This is a genomic window from Clostridium sp. HMP27, from assembly GCF_000765165.1.
Taxonomy (GTDB): domain Bacteria; phylum Bacillota; class Clostridia; order Clostridiales; family Clostridiaceae; genus Clostridium_AK.
The window spans coordinates 19,286-40,695 of sequence record NZ_JMFY01000011.1 but is presented as its reverse complement, the minus strand read 5'-3'; the positions used below and the strand labels follow the sequence as shown (position 1 = coordinate 40,695).

Annotated in this window: 19 protein-coding genes and 1 other annotated feature; of the genes, 5 read left to right on the top strand and 14 right to left on the bottom strand. The window is 31.0% G+C overall.

Annotation, left to right across the window (positions count from 1 at the left end; genetic code table 11):
• Positions 1-131 precede the first annotated feature (131 nt).
• Positions 132-1,301: an aminotransferase class I/II-fold pyridoxal phosphate-dependent enzyme gene (locus DP68_RS05345; RefSeq protein ID WP_035307160.1), complete on the bottom strand. Its 1,170-nt coding sequence runs from the start codon at positions 1,299-1,301 to the stop codon at positions 132-134.
• A 17-nt stretch (positions 1,302-1,318) separates the two neighbouring features.
• Positions 1,319-2,413 (bottom strand): amidase domain-containing protein, encoded by a 1,095-nt coding sequence (locus DP68_RS18850; protein WP_052085658.1) that lies wholly within the window; start codon positions 2,411-2,413, stop codon positions 1,319-1,321.
• 199 nt (positions 2,414-2,612) lie between these two features.
• Here DP68_RS18850 and dapD point away from each other — a divergent pair, with 199 nt between their 5' ends.
• On the top strand, positions 2,613-3,320 hold the full coding sequence (gene dapD, locus DP68_RS05335) for a 2,3,4,5-tetrahydropyridine-2,6-dicarboxylate N-acetyltransferase (protein ID WP_035307158.1): 708 nt from the start codon (positions 2,613-2,615) through the stop codon (positions 3,318-3,320).
• A gap of 212 nt (positions 3,321-3,532) precedes the next feature.
• Here the strand turns inward: dapD and DP68_RS05330 are convergent, their stop codons facing one another.
• From DP68_RS05330 to pdaB, 3 genes are all read right to left on the bottom strand, one after another.
• Positions 3,533-4,222 (bottom strand): single-stranded DNA-binding protein, encoded by a 690-nt coding sequence (locus DP68_RS05330; protein WP_035307156.1) that lies wholly within the window; start codon positions 4,220-4,222, stop codon positions 3,533-3,535.
• 80 nt (positions 4,223-4,302) lie between these two features.
• A complete protein-coding gene (locus DP68_RS05325; RefSeq protein WP_052085657.1) occupies positions 4,303-4,803 on the bottom strand; it encodes a hypothetical protein in 501 nt (166 codons plus the stop codon).
• A gap of 91 nt (positions 4,804-4,894) precedes the next feature.
• Complete coding sequence (gene pdaB, locus DP68_RS05320; protein WP_035307153.1) at positions 4,895-5,650, bottom strand: polysaccharide deacetylase family sporulation protein PdaB; 756 nt, start codon at positions 5,648-5,650, stop codon at positions 4,895-4,897.
• 191 nt (positions 5,651-5,841) lie between these two features.
• Here pdaB and DP68_RS05315 point away from each other — a divergent pair, with 191 nt between their 5' ends.
• The gene (locus tag DP68_RS05315) at positions 5,842-6,072 is read left to right on the top strand and encodes an alpha/beta-type small acid-soluble spore protein (protein ID WP_035307150.1); all 231 of its coding nucleotides are present in this window, start codon (positions 5,842-5,844) and stop codon (positions 6,070-6,072) included.
• 131 nt (positions 6,073-6,203) lie between these two features.
• Positions 6,204-6,731: a DUF4364 family protein gene (locus tag DP68_RS05310; RefSeq protein ID WP_035307148.1), complete on the top strand. Its 528-nt coding sequence runs from the start codon at positions 6,204-6,206 to the stop codon at positions 6,729-6,731.
• Here DP68_RS05310 and DP68_RS05305 read toward each other — a convergent pair.
• Complete coding sequence (locus tag DP68_RS05305) at positions 6,728-7,609, bottom strand: YncE family protein (RefSeq protein ID WP_035307147.1); 882 nt, start codon at positions 7,607-7,609, stop codon at positions 6,728-6,730. The two genes, DP68_RS05310 and DP68_RS05305, sit on opposite strands and share 4 nt — an antisense overlap.
• Before the next feature lie 161 nt (positions 7,610-7,770).
• On the opposite strand from DP68_RS05305, the gene DP68_RS05300 reads away from it, so the two are divergent.
• Positions 7,771-8,025, top strand: coding sequence for a TIGR03905 family TSCPD domain-containing protein (locus tag DP68_RS05300; protein WP_035307145.1), 255 nt, complete (start codon positions 7,771-7,773; stop codon positions 8,023-8,025).
• Between the two features lie 110 nt (positions 8,026-8,135).
• On the opposite strand, the gene DP68_RS05295 is transcribed toward DP68_RS05300, so the two are convergent.
• From DP68_RS05295 to gltS, 7 genes are all read right to left on the bottom strand, one after another.
• Positions 8,136-9,434 carry a folylpolyglutamate synthase/dihydrofolate synthase family protein gene (locus tag DP68_RS05295; RefSeq protein ID WP_035307144.1) on the bottom strand — a complete coding sequence of 433 codons (1,299 nt, stop codon included), beginning with the start codon at positions 9,432-9,434 and terminating at the stop codon, positions 8,136-8,138.
• Positions 9,435-9,572: 138 nt separating this feature from the next.
• The gene (locus DP68_RS05290; RefSeq protein ID WP_035307142.1) at positions 9,573-12,221 is read right to left on the bottom strand and encodes a valine--tRNA ligase; all 2,649 of its coding nucleotides are present in this window, start codon (positions 12,219-12,221) and stop codon (positions 9,573-9,575) included.
• A gap of 49 nt (positions 12,222-12,270) precedes the next feature.
• Positions 12,271-12,486: a binding site (T-box leader), on the bottom strand.
• A gap of 169 nt (positions 12,487-12,655) precedes the next feature.
• Positions 12,656-13,273, bottom strand: coding sequence for a cyclodeaminase/cyclohydrolase family protein (locus DP68_RS05285; RefSeq protein WP_035307140.1), 618 nt, complete (start codon positions 13,271-13,273; stop codon positions 12,656-12,658).
• A 17-nt stretch (positions 13,274-13,290) separates the two neighbouring features.
• A complete protein-coding gene (locus DP68_RS05280; protein ID WP_035307138.1) occupies positions 13,291-14,973 on the bottom strand; it encodes a formate--tetrahydrofolate ligase in 1,683 nt (560 codons plus the stop codon).
• A 55-nt stretch (positions 14,974-15,028) separates the two neighbouring features.
• Positions 15,029-15,544 (bottom strand): folate family ECF transporter S component, encoded by a 516-nt coding sequence (locus DP68_RS05275; RefSeq protein ID WP_035307135.1) that lies wholly within the window; start codon positions 15,542-15,544, stop codon positions 15,029-15,031.
• A gap of 165 nt (positions 15,545-15,709) precedes the next feature.
• Positions 15,710-16,603, bottom strand: coding sequence for a glutamate formimidoyltransferase (ftcD, locus tag DP68_RS05270; protein WP_035307133.1), 894 nt, complete (start codon positions 16,601-16,603; stop codon positions 15,710-15,712).
• A 353-nt stretch (positions 16,604-16,956) separates the two neighbouring features.
• Positions 16,957-18,186, bottom strand: coding sequence for a sodium/glutamate symporter (gene gltS / locus DP68_RS05265; protein ID WP_291547425.1), 1,230 nt, complete (start codon positions 18,184-18,186; stop codon positions 16,957-16,959).
• Positions 18,187-18,474: 288 nt separating this feature from the next.
• Between gltS and DP68_RS05260 the strand changes: the two genes are divergently transcribed.
• The gene (locus DP68_RS05260; protein ID WP_035307131.1) at positions 18,475-19,764 is read left to right on the top strand and encodes an amidohydrolase family protein; all 1,290 of its coding nucleotides are present in this window, start codon (positions 18,475-18,477) and stop codon (positions 19,762-19,764) included.
• A 48-nt stretch (positions 19,765-19,812) separates the two neighbouring features.
• Here the strand turns inward: DP68_RS05260 and hutH are convergent, their stop codons facing one another.
• The gene (gene hutH, locus DP68_RS05255; protein ID WP_035307128.1) at positions 19,813-21,357 is read right to left on the bottom strand and encodes a histidine ammonia-lyase; all 1,545 of its coding nucleotides are present in this window, start codon (positions 21,355-21,357) and stop codon (positions 19,813-19,815) included.
• Between the last annotated feature and the right edge of the window lie 53 nt (positions 21,358-21,410).

The window sequence follows — 21,410 nt, the reverse complement described above, 5'->3', positions numbered from 1 at the left end:
GAACTTTCTATTGTCTGAGCTATAGCGAGTTTAGAAAGTTTAGCGATCTTAAAATCAAAAATATTAGAGCTTCTTTGAGAAGTGAATAGCTTTCCTAAATGCAAATCTCATACTAAAGTTTCAACATTATCTTAAAATTTCACATCTTTAAGCCACTTTTCCATTCTATCAAGTGCTTCTTCTAATTGTTCCATGCTGTACGCATAGGATATTCTAAAATAGCCTTCTCCCCCTGTTCCAAAAGCAGAACCTGGTACTGCTGCAACCTTTGCTTCAACTAAGAGTTTTTCACAAAATTCTTCACTTTTCACATTAAACTTTTCAATAGATGGAAATATATAAAAAGCACCTTTAGGTAAGTTTACCTTAAACTCCATACTTTTAAGCCTTTCATATACATAATCTCTTCTCTTTATAAATTCATTTTTCATGTATTCCACATCTTCAAGACAATTTTTAAGTCCCTCTAGCGCTGCCCATTGAGATATAGATGGTGCACAGCTCATATTATATTGATGTACTTTCAATATATGTTTCATATACTGTTCTTCAGCACATACATATCCAATTCTAAGTCCAGTCATTGAAAACATTTTAGAAAAGCCACTTATAAATATCACTTTATGTTTTATATCTTTAAACTGAGCTATTGAATAGTATTTATCAAAACATAAAGAGCTATATATCTCATCTGTTATTGCTAAAATTTCGTTATCTTTAATTATAGAATATAAATTTTCTGCATCTTCCTTAGTTAGTATCCCTCCTGTTGGATTTGATGGAAAGGATATTACTATTACCTTTGGTTTTTCCTTTTCTACAACTTTTCTTATTTCATCTATATTTATTGTAAAATCCTCATTTAAATTATAGGCTATAGATGAAGCCCCCAAAAGCTTAGCACAACTTTCATACGCAGGATATCCAGGCGTTGGAACTAGTATCTTATCACCAGGATTTAATACTGCTGTAAAAGTATCAAATATAGCTTCACTTCCCCCTGCTGTTATGCAAATTTCTTCTGAAATATAATTTATGTGAAGATTACTTAAATAACTCGATACTTCTTCACGCAATTCCAATATCCCCATATTTGAAGTATAGGTGGTTTTATTATCCTCTATAGCCTTTATCATAGCTGCTTTCACCTTTTCAGGTACTGGAAAATCCGGTTGACCTAATGTTAATGATATAACTCCTGAATATTCACTAACCTTATTAAAAAACTTTCTTATACCTGAAATCTCAATACCTTTTACATAATTTGATACATATTGTTCCTCTAAATTAAATTTTTCCATAGTTAAGCCCCCTTTATTTACTTATAGTATCCATCAATAGAAATATAAACTTTTTGAACAGGTGGTTTTGATGATAGCGGATAATCCTTTAATCTTCCACCAACAGAAGTTGAATGTTGACAAATTAAATAATCTTCTACATATCCATTGGAATTGTATACATAATCTGAAATAATCATACTATGATAGGTTTTAGGATAATTCCCTCCTAATTGTACTATATCTCCAGGCATCATGTCTGATAAGTCAGCAAAGTGTGCCTTTAATCCATACCCTGTATTGTACTGAACATAATAATTAAACTGCTTAGCCCCAGTCCAAGGTGCTACCCTCTTGCTATTCGAATACCAATACCACTTAACAAAATCAGAAGTTCCATAGAAATCAAAGGGTACCCCCCCTGCATATATGCATTGAGAAGTAAAATTAGTACAATCCCCACCATATCCTTTTGATTCATAGTTTCCCCATTTAGGATTTATCTTGAGTGCCCACATTCTTGCATAGTTTACTGCACTTATTCTATTATAATTATATAATTTTTCCTTACTAATTTTATTTTGAGCTAACGCCGCCTCATCTTTGAAGCTAACACTTCTTATATTTTGAGATTGAAGATAATTATTATAATTTTGTTTTAATAGAGTTTCTTTTATTTCTTCTAAAGAAGTATACTTATTATTATAATCCATTATAATATTTTTGTAATAATCCTTGTAAATATCTTTTATTATATACCACTTATCCTTAAATTTTTCCAAATAAATTTTATGCCTTAAATTGCTCATTTGAGATTTTATATTAGATGAAGATTTAAAATAAATATCATGATTTTCATCTAATACCGCTATGGCCTTATTAGCATTAATATTTAAGCTTATATAATCAAGATAATAATTATATTTAGAAAATCTAAGATCATACTTTTGTAACTTTCTATGATTTATGTGCATTTCTAAAGCTGCTATTTCAAATGTATAGTGTTTTTTATATATTTCGTCATTTGATAAAAATAACTCTTTTATATCTTCTTCTAATTTTAATTCCCCTATACTTTTGTACTTAATATCAAAGTAATTTTCAATTATCTTAAGGATATCAGATTTCTCCATAAAAACTCCCTTTATACAAGTATTATTTAATTATTATTATTAATAATAGTTAATATACAAAACTTATATTATTAAGATTTGTTTAAATTACTATAGATTATTTATTAATTATTAAAATTATACTATAATATAATAAATTTATGTATTATATTATAATGATACTACTATCATTCAAAAATTAATTAAAGGAGGCTTTATTATGAATTATGATTTTACTAATCCATACGAAATAGCTAAATATATAAAAGAAGCAAAAAAATCTACTCCTTTTAAAGTTTATGTAGATGGAGATTTATCTGAAACAAATAACGAAAATGTTGAAATCTATGGTGCAAGTAATTTTTACATATTATTTGGAGAAAAAGAGGAAATACTAGAATTTTTAAATTTGAATAAAAATAAAATAACAAAATACAGACTGGAAAATGACGTAAGAAATTCTGCTATTCCAATGCTTGATATCTCCAATGTAGAAGCTAGAATTGAGCCCGGTGCTATCATAAGAGATAGAGTAAGTATAGGTAAAAACGCAGTTATAATGATGGGAGCTGTAATAAATATAGGAGCTGAAATAGGCGAAGAAACCATGGTAGATATGAATGCTGTGGTAGGCGCTCGTGGAAAACTTGGAAAAAGAGTTCATTTAGGTGCTGGTGCAGTTGTAGCCGGAGTACTTGAACCCCCTAGTAAAGAACCTTGTATTATAGAAGATAATGTACTTATTGGAGCTAATGCAGTAATCCTTGAAGGTGTACATATTGGTAAAAACTCAGTAGTTGCTGCAGGTTCCGTAGTTGTTGAAGATGTTCCTGAAGGAGTAGTTGTAGCTGGAACTCCTGCAAGAATAATTAAAAACATAGACGAAAAAACTAAAGGTAAAACCGAAATTTTAGATGACCTTAGGTAGAAAATACAGCAAAATCCCCTCCTTAAGTAGTTTATATGAGGACATTTTTAATGTTAATAAGTATGGACTTTGCATTGTAGAAAACATTGAATAAGCTTTTAAACGGCTTTATTTTAAATTTAGAAATATTAGCCGTTTTTAGCGAAATGAACGTTTTCCTAAATGCAAAGTCCATACTTTAAGTTTGATATTAAAAATGTGCGAGTTTATTTCTATTCTTCTATTTCATAAATTTCTTCAGTTCCTTCTTCATCTTCTCCTTGAATTTCTTCAGTTTCTCCATCCTTATTTACCTTTTCCATTTTAGATATAGAAACTTCATAAGCTATCTTCTTTATTGATTCATCTTCTGATACTTTCTTTTGATATTCTCTGCTTTGAAGTCTTCCCCAGACTCTTATATTATCGCCAACTTCTAAATCTTTGCAGTATCTAGAATTCCTTCCCCATGCTATAGTCGGAATATAATCTGACTTATTATAGGCTCTGTTTACAGCTAATAACAAATCTGCTATTTCCCTTCCAAAAGGAGTTGTCCTATAAACAGGCTGCTTACATATAAATCCATTCAAAACTATTAAATTAGGATTTTTACTTTTTTCTATGCAAGGAACTATATTTCTTGCGAAAACAGTTAATACGAGTCTATTGCTTCCATCTATAAATTTATTATATGATCTCAGCTGACCTTCTATTATTAACTCAGCTCCAAGTTTTATTTCCATTCCTACCATAAGTCTTTCTGATACTGTTATAAATAAAACATCCTTAGCATCGCTAAGTCTTGGAACTTCAACGTTAAATGTATAAAATCCTTCTCCATACATTTCGTGACTAAATTCCAGCTCTGAGCATACCTTTCCTTCTAAATATATTTTGTTGTTTTGTAATAAATTGTCCATGATAACCCCTCTCTCTCCCTTAGTATATAAGAATATTTTCTTACTTATAAATATTCTTAAAACGTCAATAATATTACTATTCAACTAAATATTTCTTCATTATTAAATATAAAATTTAATTTTCTTATATCTACATCTTCTAATAGTGCTATAGTTGCTGCTACCATATACCCATAAAGTTCATTGTTATTGTTAAAACTCCTTTTTATAGGAAGTTCACAAGGCTCTATTGTATTTTTAGACATATTTCCTATATATCTTTGAAGGCAGTATACTAAATACTTCTCATCCTTTTCTGCGCTTGAAAGTGTAACTGTATTTTTACTTCCAAATCCATAAGTAATTACATTTCCATTAATATTTAAATCCTTTTTAAATTTAGAGTCCATATTCACAAGATAATACAAACCTTTAATATTCTTGAAATTATAATCAGTATCCTCATTTATAATTACATAATCTACTGAAACTTCAGCGTCTTCTAACTGCACTAATTCATATCTAATATTTAACTGTAACAACTCCTTTTTTATAATGTAAATTAAATTTGTATTTTCTCCTATTATTGCTATTCTTCTCATTTTATCAACCCCTGCTTCAATTTTCTTCTACATGTATTTTTAGCAAAGGTTGATATTTTATACATTATATATTTCCATTATAATACAGTAATTATTTACCATCAATTATTATCTGCTTACCTTCCAAATTTATTTTATAATTTTCCTTATATATTAAATCTCCAACCTTAACAAAACTATATCCCTCAGCCTTTAAATTCTCTATTATTCTTGGTAAGTTATATGGAGTAAATTTTCCATCACTATGGAATAATATTATAGAACCAGGGTTAACTTTTTTCATAACTCTTTCATATTCCTTATCTGCTCCTTCTGCTTTCCAATCTATACTATCTACATCCCATTGTATGCAATAATATCCTGCAGATTTTACTGCATTTAGTGCATTATCATTATAAGAACCTGATGGGCATCTAAACAACTTAGTTCCTTGCCCTGTAATCTTCATTATTTTTGCATCTGCCACACTTATCTCTTTTATTATTCTATCCTTTGAAACTTGAGTAAAATCCGGATGAGTATCTGAATGATTTCCAATTTCATGTCCTCTTTTGTATATTTCTTTAGTAAGCTCTGGAAAATCCTCCGCCCAATTTCCTATTATAAAAAAGGTAGCTTTTACATTATACTTATCTAAAATATCTAGTATTTCAATCGTATTATCATTTCCCCAATTCACATCAAAGGTTATACTTACTTTCTTTTCTTGTGTATCCACTGAATATATAGGAATATTTTTATCCTGAATAAATACTCCCTTGCTAACATTTAAAAATATACTTGATATGGTACTTACCGCCAATAGCAACACTGCAAATAAGACCTTTTTGTAAATTTTACTCTTCAATTTGCACTACCCTCCATATAATTTCCTTCTTATTTTTTATATGTGAAATTTAAGTGAAATATTCTAGTGAAATTTAATTAACTTACCTTATTAAACCTATATTTCCTGAAACACTACAGTATTTATATTTAATATGAGCAGATACTATAAATGACTAATACATAATTATTTATAAAAGGAGGTAACTTATTATGGCATTAGGACAATCAGGAAGTGGAAGAACTCAGCTTGTACCCGATTCTCATAAAGCTTTAGATGATATGAAATATGAAATAGCAGAATCAATGGAACTCGGGGTTCATCAAGGCTCCGAAGATTACTGGGGAGAAGTAACTTCAAAGAATTGTGGAAGAGTTGGTGGGCAAATGGTTAAAAAACTCATCTCAATGGCTGAAGAACAACTTGCAAATGGTATCAAATAATAACTTTATATAAAAGTCGGCTATAATAGCCGACTTTTTTTAGTTAATACTTAATTGTTAATACTTAATAAATTGTGATATAATAATTGATAAGTTTAACAATCAATATAAGGTTATTAGGAGGATTATGAATGTTTGAAGATACTTTAGAACTCGCAGAAAACAAACTCCTGCTGCTATATATATTTCTAAAAATAAACGCCCCTATTTCCAATAATCAAATTACCCAAATGATACTTGAAAATAATTTTATGAATTATTTTACTCTTCAACAATATATTTCAGAACTTGTTCAAAATAACTTTTTGCAAATACTTGAAGATGAAAATAAACATAGACTTTTAATTACGGAAAAGGGTGAAAAAGTACTATCTCTTTTTATAAACAGGATTTCTAAAGTTAAACTTGAAACAATAGACATATATTTAGAAAATCAACATGAAAATATAAAAAGAGAGGTTTCTGCATCTTCTGACTATACAATTGAAAATAAAAATAAATTTGTTGTAAGTTTAAAAGCTATTGAGGGTAATATAAATTTAATTGATTTAAAGATAACTGTAGACAGCAATAATTTAGCTCGGGAATTATGCACAAAATGGAAGAATGATTCTTCTAAAAAATATGAGAGAATATTGCAGATACTTTTAGATGATTAAATTAAAATCATACCAGTAGGCTCTCCTCCTATTGGTATATTTTTCTTATTACCACTTTCTAAATCAATTTTTATAAGAACATTATTATAATTATCTCCTACATAAAGTTCATTTCCTTCTTTCACTATCCCCCTAGGCATTCCTCCTATCTTTATTCTATTTGTTTCCTCATAATAATTTATATCTACGAAACTCAAAGTTCCATCCCCAAAATTCGAAACATAGCAAATATTATCATCTATGACCATATCCACTGGTGAATTTCCTACAGATATTCTATATAATACTCTAAGATTTTTAGTCGATAAAATGCTTATACTTCCTTTTTGATCTGAGCCTAAATTACTTTCACATACTACAATATATTCGCCATCTTTCGTAAATAAGGCTTTTGTTGGGTAAGGTCCTACCTTTATATTTTTTATGCATCCTTTTTTTTCTCCACTAATTAAGGTTAAAGTATCATTTCCCATATTTGATACTATGAACAAGTTATTTTTTTCATTGAATTGAATACTATGAGGTAAATTGCCACATGGTATTTCCTCTACGATCTTATTTTGTACCAAATCAAACACCACTATAGTATTTAGTTCTCCGCATACGATATATGCATAATCCTCTACTGTAACTACATCGTTACAGTGCATTCCTATAAAGTAATTTTGTATTTCAATATTCTTTGTAACATCTACTATAGAAATACTATTTGAATAGCTGTTTGCAGTTATCAGTTTATCTTTATATCTGCATATTCCATGGGGCCCAATTTTATAATACCCATTGTTCAATGTTATCTTGTTTTCTTCTTTAAATGTAGATAGATTTATTCTAGATATACAGTCAGAAGATGTGTTGCATATGAATAAATGACTCATGGTTTTTCCCCCCTCACAGATATAATATGTAAGTACATAAAAATTGGGCATAGTTAAATGAAACATCTCAAATAAATTGATATATGTCTAAAATATTAGTACTTGTCTATTAAATTTGAATAAGTTATAATTCTTATATACTTTTAAAGGAGGAAAATTTAATGTATTCATATACTACAAAAGGTGTTTGTGCTAGTAAAATTGATTTTGATATTGTTGATAACAAAGTTACAAATGTTCGTTTTCTTGGAGGATGCAATGGTAACTTACAAGGACTTGCAAGCTTAATTGAAGGAATGGATGTTAATGAAGCAATAAAAAGATTAAAAGGAATTAATTGTAAAGAAAAACCTACATCTTGCCCAGATCAGCTTTCAAAGGCACTGGAAGAGGCGTTAAATTCAGTCAATAATTAATATTTAATAATTATTATTTAATATAAAAAACCTTCCACTTTTGTGGAAGGTTTTTATACTTTGCGAATTTATCTCAATAAATTTTCATTAAACTTTTTTACTACTTAATATCAACTATTAATTGTTCTTATAGTTTTTCTCATTTCTCCTACCATATAAAGCGATCCGCATATAAGTATTAAATCATTTGCATTTGCATAGGATAAAGCCTTTTCATAGGCTTCTTTATAATTTTCTATAGCTTCACAGTTAGAATTATATTTTTTTATTATTTCCACAAGTCCAGAGGAATTTTCTGCCCTATAGCTTGGTGGTGTCACAGTTATAATATTTGAGGCTTCTGGTGTAATCACCTTTACCATATCATCTACTTGTTTGTCTGAAAGTATGCCCATAATCAGTATGAACTTATTGTATTTAAAATAAGTATTTATACTATTTTTAAGACTTTTAATCCCATCAATGTTATGAGCTCCGTCTATTACCACCATAGGTTTTGCCTTTAACATCTCAAGTCTTCCAGCCCACTTTACCTTTTTTAACCCTTCTATAATATGTTCTTTTTTAATATTAACCCCTATATTTTGTAATTCTTCTGCTGCTTTTATAACTACAGAACAATTTAATAACTGATGAGTTCCTAAAAGTGATAACTGTATTTCATAAGTATTCTTACTAGTGTTAATTATAATCTCTTGATAAGGTACATTGTAAAGCTTTTCTTTTAGCATTGAATCTTCTTTTTTTACATATATTATAGGGCTTTGTTTTTCTTTGGCTACTTTTTCAATAGAAAGTTTCGCCTCTTCTTCCACAGGATATAATATTACAGGTGTCTTTTCTTTTATTATACCTGCCTTTTCATATGCAATTTCTTCTAATGTATTCCCTAAAATTTTCACATGATCATAGCTTATTGAAGTTATTATGCTTATCAAAGGATTTACTACATTTGTAGCGTCTATTCTTCCTCCAAGGCCTACTTCAATTACTGCATAGTCCACTTTTTCCTCTTGAAAATATACAAACATTACTGCTGTTATTATTTCAAATTCTGTAGGCTCATCATATCCTAGTTCACAAGTCTTATCTACTGCTATCTTTACTTTTTCTACTACCTCACATAATCTTTCTTTAGGAATATTATTACTATTTATTTGTATTCTTTCCTCAAATTCTTCTATAAATGGTGAAGTGTACATTCCAACCTTATATCCAGATTCTATAAGTATTTGAGTAAGCATTGCTGTAGTAGAACCCTTTCCATTAGTTCCTGCTATATGAATACACTTTAAATCTTTATGAGGATTTCCTAAAAGCTCTAATATCTTGTTAGTTCTCTCAAGTCCTTTATTTTTACCAAACTTAGCCGTATTTTCAATATAACCTATAGATTCATTATAATTCATCTAAAATCCCCCCGTTTTTTATCACTAATCCCTACTCTTCAGTTTTAATAGAAAGTATGCTAGTAACCAGTACCCAGTTATAGGGATTCTAAAAATCAACACTATATTTTACTGGCCACTGGTTACTAAGTATACTAATTACTGATTACTTAAACTTTGTATTCTTTCAAGTACAGATGTAAGCATTTCTTTGTATTTATCACCTTTAGCTTTTTCTTCAGCTACTACTGATTCTGGAGCCTTCTTTACAAAGCTTTCATTTGAAAGTTTCTTTTCTACACGTTCTATTTCTTTTTGTAGCTTTTCTTTTTCTTTATTTAGTCTTTCAAGTTCCTTTTCTAAATCTACAAGGTCAAGTAATGGCATATACATTTCAGCACCTTTAGTTACTGCCGCAACTGCATTTTCTGGTGCTTCTTCTTTAGAATTTAAGAAAGTAACTTCACTAGCTGATGCAAGTTTTTCAAAGTATACTGTTCCTTCATTAAATGCCTCTTTTCCTTCTACTGCAAATATTGCAACCTTAGCTTTTCTTGAAGGTGGTACATTCATTTCTAATCTTACATTTCTTAAAGCTTTAATAGCTTCAATTATGTAATTCATATTTTCTTCTGATTTTTTATCATTTAACTCTTCTCTATATTCAGGCCACTTGGAAGTAGTTATAGTATTTTCTTCACTTTGAACATGAGTGTAAATTTCTTCTGTTATAAATGGCATGATTGGATGTAACAGCTTAAGTCCTGTAGTTAATACATCAAATAGTACATTATAAGTTATACCCTTAGCCTTTTCATCTTCTCCATATAATACAGGTTTAACAAGTTCTATATACCAATCACAGAATTCACTCCACATAAAGTCATAAACCTTTTGTGATGCTATACCCAACTCATATTTATCTATGTTTTCAGTAACTTCTTTTACTAAAGTATTTACTCTTGATAATATCCACTTATCTGCTATAGTATAATCCTTAACGTCTTTATATTTATCCATAAGATCTTTATCTAAGTTCATCATAACGAATCTTGAGGCATTCCATATCTTATTTGCAAAGTTTCTTGCCGCTTCAACTTTTTCTTCATAAAATCTTATATCATTACCTGGAGCGTTTCCTGTTACAAGCATAAATCTTAGAGCATCTGCACCGTACTTATCAATTATATCTAATGGGTCAACTCCATTTCCAAGAGACTTTGACATTTTTTTACCATTTGAATCTCTTACTATACCATGAATAAGTACAGTTTCAAATGGGATATCATTCATGCTGTGAAGTCCAGAGAAAATCATTCTTGCTACCCAGAAGAATATGATATCATATCCTGTAACGAGTACACTTGTTGGATAGAAGTATTCCAAGTCTTCTGTTTTATCTGGCCATCCAAGAGTTGAGAAAGGCCAAAGTGCTGAGCTAAACCAAGTATCTAATACATCATTATCCTGTTTAAGCTTAGAACTATTGCATTTATGACAAGTAGTTGGTTCTTCTGCAGATACTATCATTTCTCCACAGTCTTCACAGTACCATACTGGGATTCTATGTCCCCACCAAAGCTGTCTTGATATACACCAATCTTGAATATTTTCCATCCAGTTGAAATATGTTTTATCAAATCTTTCAGGTACAAAATTCACCTTTTTCTCTCTTACTACATCAATAGCTGGCTTTGCAAGTGATTCCATTTTTACATACCACTGTTTTGAAATCATAGGTTCTATTACAGTGTTGCATCTATCATGACATCCTACATTATGAGCATGGTCTTTTATATTTACTAAGAATCCTTCTTTTTCTAAATCTGCTACTATGGCTTTTCTTGCTTCATATCTATCCATACCAGCGTATTCTCCACCAAGTCCATTTATTGTTCCGTTTTCATTCATAACAATTATTTCTGGAAGGTTATGTCTCTTTCCAACATGATAATCATTTGGGTCATGGGCTGGTGTTATTTTAACTGCACCTGTTCCAAATTCCATATCTACATAGTCATCAGCAACAATAGGAATTTCTCTATTAACAAGTGGAAGTATAAGAGTTTTTCCCACTAAGTCAGCATATCTCTCATCATTTGGATTAACAGCTACAGCAGTATCTCCAAGCATAGTTTCTGGTCTTGTAGTTGCTATTTCTATAAATCTATCTTCTCCCTTTACAGGATATTTTATATGCCAAAAATGACCTTCATGCTCACTATATTCTATTTCTGCATCTGAAATAGCAGTCATACATTTAGGACACCAGTTAACTATCCTATTACCTCTGTAAACTAATCCTTCTTCATAAAGTTTAACAAATACTGTTCTAACAGCTTTATTTAAATTTTCATCCATAGTAAATGCTTCTCTTGTAAAGTCAGCAGATACCCCTAGTTTTTTAAGCTGTCCCTTTATTCTATCTCTGTACTCATGGCTCCATTCCCATACCTTTTCAAGGAAAGCTTCTCTTCCCATTTCCTTTTTCTTAAGTCCCTGCTTAAGAAGCTCATTTTCCACCTTAACTTCTGTAGCAATACTTGCATGATCTTCTCCTGGAAGCCATAATGTACTATATCCTTGCATTCTCTTAGCTCTTATTAAAAAATCCTGAATACTGTTATCTAATGCATGCCCTAAATGAAGCTTTCCTGTAATATTTGGAGGGGGCATCATTATTGTATAAGGTTTTTTATTCTTATCTACCTCTGGGGTAAAATACTTATTTTCCTCCCAATTCTTATAAATCCTATCTTCAAACTCCTTAGGATTATAGGTTGTGGCTATGTTTATATTTTCGTTCATATGTATTACCTCCCGCTTTTTTTTAATTAAAAAAGCACCCTGCTATCCTTAAAAGGACGACAGCGCGCGTTACCACCTTTTTTCTTGAGTAAAACTCAAGCTCTCATATTATTAACGGATGATTAAACCCGTCTTTGCCTACTAAGATTTCAGCAAAGAAGCTCCAAAGCTACCTTCAAGGTCATTTGCACAGAAAGTCTTTCAGCCTATGAACTTTCCTCTCTTAGAACTATTAACCTTTACTCCTCTTTTTCAAAGCATTTCAGTATCAAATTGTTATTTAATTTATAATCTTTATTATAGCTTAAATCCTAAAACTGTCAACAATTAATTGATTTAATAGTGAACTAATAATAATTGAAGAGGGAAATTTAAGTTTCACCTAAATTTCCCTTTCATAGCTATTAAGTATTAATTGTTTTTTATTAATTTAACTAAAGTACTACTTTAGAAAGAAGGCTTTGTTCTATTTCATTTACCTTAGATTCTAATTCTTCCATTTCCTTTTTAGCTTCATTTACAAATTCTTCGTCTTTTATAGAACCTAAGTTTATTTTTACATTATATAATGCTGAAAGCACTGCTGTTCTTGAAGACATTGCAGCTACTGCTCCATCTGTTACTGCATTTTGGTTTCCTTTTTCTATTACAACTTTAGCTAGGTCTAGTAACTTAAATGCATCCTTTGCTACATTTAAAGGTACTGTAGCCGCTCCCTTAAATGCACTTTGAACTGCTGCTGTTCTTGCTTTTTTTTCTTCATCAGTTTCCTTTGGCATTTTAAAAGCTGCCATTATTTTATTAAATGCATCTGAATCCTCATCAATATAATTTACAAATTTATCTTTGTATTCTCCAGCTATTTTCTTTATTTCTTCCATCTCACCTTGAACTTCTTCATAGCCCTTTTTACCTAAAGTAAGATTTGCTACCATAGTAATCAAAGCTGCAGCGGAAGCTGCGCTTAATGCAGCTATACTTCCGCCACCTGGTGCTGGTGATTCTGAAGCTGTTTCATCTATAAAATCCTTAACTGTTAAATCTCTTAGCATGTTAATTTCCTCCAATTCTAAAATAATCCTGATATAACTCCGTTTTCATCTATATCCATTTTATTTGCAGCTGGTACTTTTGGAAGTCCTGGCATAATCATTATATTACTTGTTTGGCAAACTATAAATCCTGCTCCAGCTGATACTCTTACGTCTTTAACGTTTATCTTAAATCCTTTTGGAGCACCAACTAAACTTGGGTCATCTGAGAAAGAATACTGAGTTTTTGCCATACATATTGGAAGCTTATCAAGACCTAATTCTTCTAATTTCTTAATTTGCTTCATAGCAGCTGAATCTATTTCTACTCCGTCTCCACCATAAATTTCTTTTACAATAGTGTTTAATTTTTCTGGAATTGATGCTTCAACTTCATAAAGTGGAGCATAATTACTTTCTTCAGTTTCAATGATTTTAACTAGCTTTTCAGCCATTTCAACTCCACCTTGGCCGCCTTTTTCCCATACTTCATTAAGTGAAACTTCTATTCCATGCTCCTTACATTGGTTTGTTAATGCTTGTATTTCAGCTTCAGTATCATTTGCAAATTTGTTAACAGCTACAAGTACTGGTAATCCAAATTTTCTAATGTTTTCTACTTGTTTTTGAAGGTTTGCAAATCCATTAATTAGCGCTTCTACATTTTCAGCTCCAAGTTCTGTCTTCTTAACTCCACCATGCATCTTTAATGCTCTGATAGTTGCAACTAATACTACTGCAGATGGCTTTAAGTTTCCATATCTACATTTTATATCTAAGAACTTTTCTCCACCAAGGTCTGCACCGAATCCTGCTTCTGTAACAAGATAGTCTCCAAGTTTTAATCCAAGTTTTGTAGCAATTATACTGTTGCATCCATGAGCTATATTTGCAAAAGGTCCTCCATGAATAAGTGCTGGAGTATTTTCAAGTGTTTGAACAATGTTTGGTTTTATAGCATCCTTTAATACCAATGCCATAGCTCCATGAACATTTAAATCCTTAGCTGTTACTGGTTGACCTTCTCCATTATAAGCTACAATCATCCTTCCAAGTCTTTCTTTTAAATCCATAAGGTCAGATGCTAAGCAAAGTACTGCCATAACTTCTGAAGCAACAGTTATCATAAATGAATCTTCTCTTGGATAACCATTTACTTTTCCACCTAAACCTACTACTACATTTCTTAAAGATCTATCATTCATGTCTAAAACTCTTTTCCAAACTATCTGTCTTATATCTATATTAAGAGTATTTCCATGATTTATATGATTATCTATTGCAGCTGAAAGTAAATTGTTTGCTGTAGTTATAGCATGCATATCTCCTGTAAAGTGAAGGTTTATATCTTCCATAGGAACAACTTGTGCATATCCACCGCCAGCTGCTCCTCCTTTTACTCCAAATACAGGTCCTAAGGATGGTTCTCTTAAAGCGATAATTGCTTTTTTACCTATTTTGTTAAGAGCCTGTCCAAGTCCTATAGTTGTAGTTGACTTTCCTTCTCCTGCTGGAGTTGGAGTTATAGCTGTAACAAGAACTAACTTTCCATCTTTCTTATCTTTTAATCTATTAAAAACATCCAATGAAATTTTTGCTTTGTATTTTCCATAAAGTTCTAATTCATCATCTAATATGCCGTATTCTTCTGCTACCTCAGCAATTTTCTTCATTTTCGCGCTTTGTGCTATTTCAATATCACTTGGTACTTTATTTGTCATAATATTTACACCCCATCTTCTTTAAATTTATATTATAAAAATATATGTTAATTTTTTATTGAACTACATTATTAATTTTACTAACCATGGAACTATTTCTCAAGTAGTATAGTACGCTTGTAAATACTATTATCTCAATTGGAAGCATTATTAAATCCTTTACAAGTCGCGGTGCTATAATCACCATGAATGCTTTTCCTGTAAGCATACTTAACCATATAGTATTCAAGCCTATATTTACTATGATAGTTTTTAAAACTGTAGCTAAAATAATATTTTTATATCCTATATTTTTCTTATAAAAGAAAAGTCCATATATTGCACCTGATACAAAGGCGCTTAGCGTAAATCCTAAAAATACAGCTCCTGTAGGAAAGATTGTGGCTCCAATTAAATCAATTGCTGCATCTACAATTCCTGCAAACAATGGGCTAAACAACACTCCTGAAAGCATAGTTGGAATAAATCCAAATCCTATTCTAACTATCGGAGTAGTTATTGAAAAAAACCTACTTATTATAATTCCCATAGATATAAATAATGCTGTATAAACTACCTTTTTAGTATTCAACTCTTTCCCCCCTTTTTATACCATATGTATTTCTCAAACGTCTACAAATTCTTGCAGTATTTGTAGACGTTTGTAGTTTTAAAAGAAACATCTCAATTGAATGAGATGTAATGATTTACAATGAAATCATAGATTTCTGTAAATCATGCAAGGTGAACGTGGAACTTATTCTAACAATCTCTTTTCGAGTATTTGGTTAATATCAAAATTTTCAATTTGTAAGTAGTATTCTGCAGCATCAAGTAATGCTTTCATAGGAACAGTTCCTATAACTTCACTACCTACAACTGGAACTCCATATCTTTTAGCCTCTATTTTTATCATTTCAAATGCTCTATATACTGCTGTTTTTTCATAGTTAACTAAATTCATAGATACTTGAACTTGATTTCTTTCTTCTAATTTTAATCCTATAGCTTTTACAAATCTAAGACCGCCACCTATGAATCTAACCTTTTTAGCTATAGCATCTGCAACTTCAAGTCTATCAGTTCCTAAATTTACATTAAATGCTACTAAGGATACTCTAGCCCCTACTGCTGTACATCCGCTCTTTGCATTCATTTCTTGTGGACCAAAATCTGGCTTCCATTCTGGCTTTACAATCTTTTCAAAGAATGCCTCATATTGTCCTTTTCTTACATCCGCAAGATTTTTTCTTTCTGGTTTTGTTGCTGCATCTTCATATAAGTATACTGGAACTCCCAAACTTCCAATTTCTTTTCCTACTTCTTTTGCTATTTCTATACACTCTTCCATAGTTATATCTGCTACTGGAGTGAATGGTACAACGTCTACTGCTCCCATTCTAGGATGTGCACCATGATGAGTTGTCATATCTATTAATCCTGTTGCTACCTTGGCCATATTTACAACAGCCTCTTTTATCTTTTCTGGTGATCCAATTAAAGTTACAACCGTTCTATTATGATCCTCATCTGATGAATAGTCTAAAAGTTTAACTTCTTTTACCTTTCTTGCTTCATCAACTATCTTTTCTACAAGTTCCTTATCTCTTCCCTCACTAAAATTTGGTACACATTCAACTAATTTTGCCATAAGTAACTCCTCCTTAATTTATGAAAAATGTTATTTTATTTTTATTGTGTAGCTCTTTAATGATTTATAATATGTATCTAAGAGCTGTGCTGTCGTGGTTTTATTTACCTTACACTTAAATTATATCACCATTCCATCAATAAAACGTCTAATTTTTATAATATATTCAAACAATTTAAAATCTTTGTATTATTTTATAGACGATAAAAAATGCGAAACTTTTTTATGTTCACCTGGTCGTATAGAATTCTCATCTAGGAACCTTCATCTAATGAAACATCTCAGTTTACTGAGATGTTTCACTAAATATGCAAATCCCATACGGGAGGTTCAACATTATGCGAAAATATGATTTATTTAAAGAAGTTTATAAACCATACGATGTTTGGTATTCCTACTAAGTCTATTAAAAATGCTCCAACTAAAGGTACTATTAAAAATGCCTTAGTGGATGGGCCGTATTTTTCTGTAACAGCTCCCATATTTGCTATAGCATTTGGAGTTGCTCCAAGTCCATGACCTGCCATTCCAGACGCCATAACTGCTGCATCAAAATCTTTTCCTAATGCTTTAAATACTATAAATACTGTGTATAAAATCATAAATATTACTTGTATAACTACAACTATAAGCATTGGTCCTGCAAGATTTGATAGTTCCCATAATTTTAATGACATAAGAGCCATAGATAAGAATATTCCGAGAGATACATCTCCTACTAAATCTATAATATAGTGATCAAGTTTCATAAATTTGAATTTATCATTTAAATTTCTAAAAGCAACTGCTGTAAACATTGCTCCTACGTATCCTGGAAGTACTGTTCCTGTTTTAGCTATAAAAGCACACACTATAGCTCCTATAGTCATACAAACTGTAATTACTGCTAATTGAACTAAGAATCCATGAGATGTAACATTTGAAGTTGAAGCTATACCTGCTGCTTCTCTATATGACTCCCCTGAGAATTCTTCTACTTCTGTAGGTTTTAATTTATATTTATCTATTAAATATTTTGCTATAGGTCCTCCTATAAGTCCTCCAGATATAAGTCCAAAAGTTGCTGCTGCCACTGCTACAGTAGTTGCTCCTGCAACTCCTAAGGATTCTGCTGTAGGTCCAAAAGCTGCTGCTGCACCATGTCCACCTTCCATAGATACAGCTCCCATCATTACCCCAAGTATAGGATGAATTCCAACCATTTTAGCTGAAAGAACTCCTATAGCGTTCTGAGCTACTGCAAGTATACTACAAAGTATCCAGTAAATTATTAAAGGTTTACCACCCTTTTTAACTAATGCAAAGCTTCCTCCTAATCCTACTGTTGTAAAAAACGCAATCATGAAAGGTGATTGAAATGTAGTATCCATACTAATGGTAATTATATTACTTTGTTTTAAAACTAAAGCTAATAGTGAAAATGTTAGGCCACCAATAACTGGTGCTGGAATACAAAATCTTTCAAAGAATTTAACCTTCTTTCTTAAATAATACCCTAAAAATAATAACAGTAATGCAACGGTTAATGTGGCAATCATGTCCATCTTAAATGTCAAGATACCTTTTACCATTTCAATTTTCATAAAAATACCTCCTAATATATTTTATTATTTCACTAATTTATAAGAGCAAAATCCATGCCAATTAAACTTAACTCAATTTTCTATCTTTTCTCAATATTTTTACTTCGTATACACTGCAAAATTTGCCGCACTGCAAATTTTGCCTATTTCTATTTGCCATTTACTACATATACAAACTAAAAACCAATCAATTGTAAGTTTTTAAAAACCATTGGCATTTTTAAAAGGAATACTAGTTTTTTTGCAGAATACTGATAATAACTAATATAAATAGAAAAGAGGGTAACTATGGAAGAAAGAACTCTTATTAAAGGAAATATTAAAAAAGATAAGGAGGTGCATCCAGGTTATATTATTTCAAATTTAAATACAGGTTTAATTGAGGAAATCAAGTTAAACGAAGCCTTTCAAGATGATTTCCCAGGCAAGGTATATGATTATCCAAATGAGTATATAATAGAAGCTGGAGATTTTAATGCTCATTCCCATCCTGAACAATCCATATATACTGATATTGTAGATAAGTCTTGGGATCTAGGAACTTGGTGTCGTAATACAATCTATAGATATAGTGTAAAACTACAGCCTGAACATATATATTACGGATGTTTAAGGGCATTTTCTCGCATGCTTACACTAGGGGTTACATCTGTTATGGTATCTTTTTATTGTCACGGCAATAAAGGCAATACTTTAGATAAAGAGGTATTAAGAGCAGCAAAAGATACTGGTATTAGACTTTATTTCGGTAGAATGAACTATGATATATTAACTGAAAATGCCTATGAAGCAAAAAAGGATTCTCAAAAGAGCTACTTTGAAACTCCAGATGAAGCAGAAATGAATTTTTATATGTTATTTGGAGAAATGTGCGATAAGGATATAATCGCTGCTCCTTCCCTTCATAGCATACATGCTTCCACAAAAGAAGCTATAGTAAAAGGGATTAATTTAGCCTTTGAGAATGGAAAGTATATTCAATTCCATTTGTCAGAGGATAAAGGAGATGTAGATTTATCCCTTGAGTTATACGGTATGCGTCCACTAAAGTTTTTAGAATCTTTACTTAAAAATAAAGAAGTTAAAAGTCTTGAGCATGTAATTTTATCCGATTGCATATGGCTTGATGATGAAGAATACGAGGTTATTAAAAAATATAACATGAATGTGGTATTAAACCCAAGAATGAATGAAAGAGTAAAAGCTGGTAAAGCTAATTTAGAAAAATTCCTAGAAATGAATATACCACTGTATTTAGGTACTGATGGAGAAGCTAGTAATGACGATCTATCCATCATCGGAGAACGTAACTTTTTAAAAGACAAATTCACAAATGTTAATTCTGAAGTAATTAACTCTATTGGTAAAACTCCATTTAAATTTAATCAAGGATATATCGGGACACTTGATAATGGACATTTTTGTGATATAAAAGTAACTAATAAAGAAGGCTTAGTATCCGATGTATTTGTAAGTTCAAAGAATGTAGTTAAAGATGGAAATCTACTTACTATGAATATGGACAAGGACATTGAGACTCCTCTTAAGAATTTATTATCTAAATTATTTGTTGATTAAAATATAATAAAAAGCCATCTCACTATTAACTGTGAGATGGCTCTTCTTTTAGTGTTCTAATTCAACTACCTTTTCAACTGCTTCTAATAACTTTCCGCTGCTTATTAATTCTGTGGCTTTATCTAATTCTTTATACATCTGTATATCAGTGTCAAATTCTATAAAATTTAAAGCTTCTCTTACTACTTTATATGCTTCTTTAGTTCCTTTTCCAAGTTCAAATCCTTTATCTTTTCTAAAATCTATAGCTTGGCATGCTGCCATCATTTCTGTTGCCACTACTCTCTTAGCATTGTCTATTATATCTCTTGCCTTTCTTGCAGCTATTGTTCCCATACTTACTAAGTCTTCTTGGTTAGCTGAAGATGGAATGGAGTCTACTGATGCAGGGTGAGCAAGAACTTTATTTTCTGATACTAAAGCTGCTGCTGCATACTGAGTTATCATAAATCCAGAGTTTAATCCACCATGCTTTGCAAGGAATGCTGGCAAGTCATTTAATTGGTGATTTATAAGTCTTTCAATTCTTCTTTCTGATACGTTTGCAATTTCTGCTGCTCCAATCCCTAAGAAGTCAAAAGGCTGTGCCATTGGTTCCCCGTGGAAGTTACCTCCAGAAATTACATCCCCTTCTCTTGTTATTATTGGATTGTCTGTAACTGAGTTAATTTCTATTTCAACCTTTTTCTGAACATAATCAATAGTATCCTTGCTAGCTCCATGTATTTGAGGTACACATCTTATGGAGTAAGCATCTTGAACCCTAAGTTCTCCTTGTCTTGTTACATAAGTACTTCCTTCAACTAATTTCAATATATTTCTTGCTGTAGCCATTTGTCCTTCATGTGCTCTTATTACGTGAGTTCTAGGGTCAAAAGCATCTGTAATACCTCTTAATGCTTCCATTGAAAGAGCTGCTACTATATCACTAACTTTTAAAAGTTCAATTGCATCATATGTCGCTAATGCTCCTGTTGATGTTAAAACTTGAGTTCCGTTTATTAAAGCTAGTCCTTCTTTAGCGTCTAACTCAATTACTTCAACACCTGCTTTCTCCATAGCTTCAGCGCCTGACATTACTTCTCCCTTATATTCAGCTTCGCCAAGTCCAAGCATTGGTAAAACCATATGAGCAAGTGGCGCTAAGTCTCCCGATGCTCCAAGAGATCCTTTTTCAGGTATTTGTGGGTGCACTCCTGCATTTAGCATTGATATTAATGTATTTAATGTCCCTATTCTTATTCCTGAATATCCTTTTGCTAAAGCATTTGCTCTTGTTAGCATTATAGTTCTTACTATATCTGCAGAGAATGCTGGTCCATATCCACAAGCATGTGAACGAATAAGATTTTCTTGTAATGTTTTACAATCTTCTTTTGATATACTTACGTTACAAAATTCGCCAAATCCTGTAGTTACTCCATATACTACTCTTTCATTTTCAACTATATCATCAATAATCTTTCTTGATTCTAATACACTATTTTTAGCTTCCTCACTTAAAAAAACTTTAGCACCATATCTTGCTACAGCTACTACTTCCTCTAAAGTTAAATCGTTTCCATTTAATATTACTTCTCTTATTTCTTTCATTTTAAGTTCCTCCCTTTTAGTTATGTATTTATATTAAGTTGTTGTCCATATTG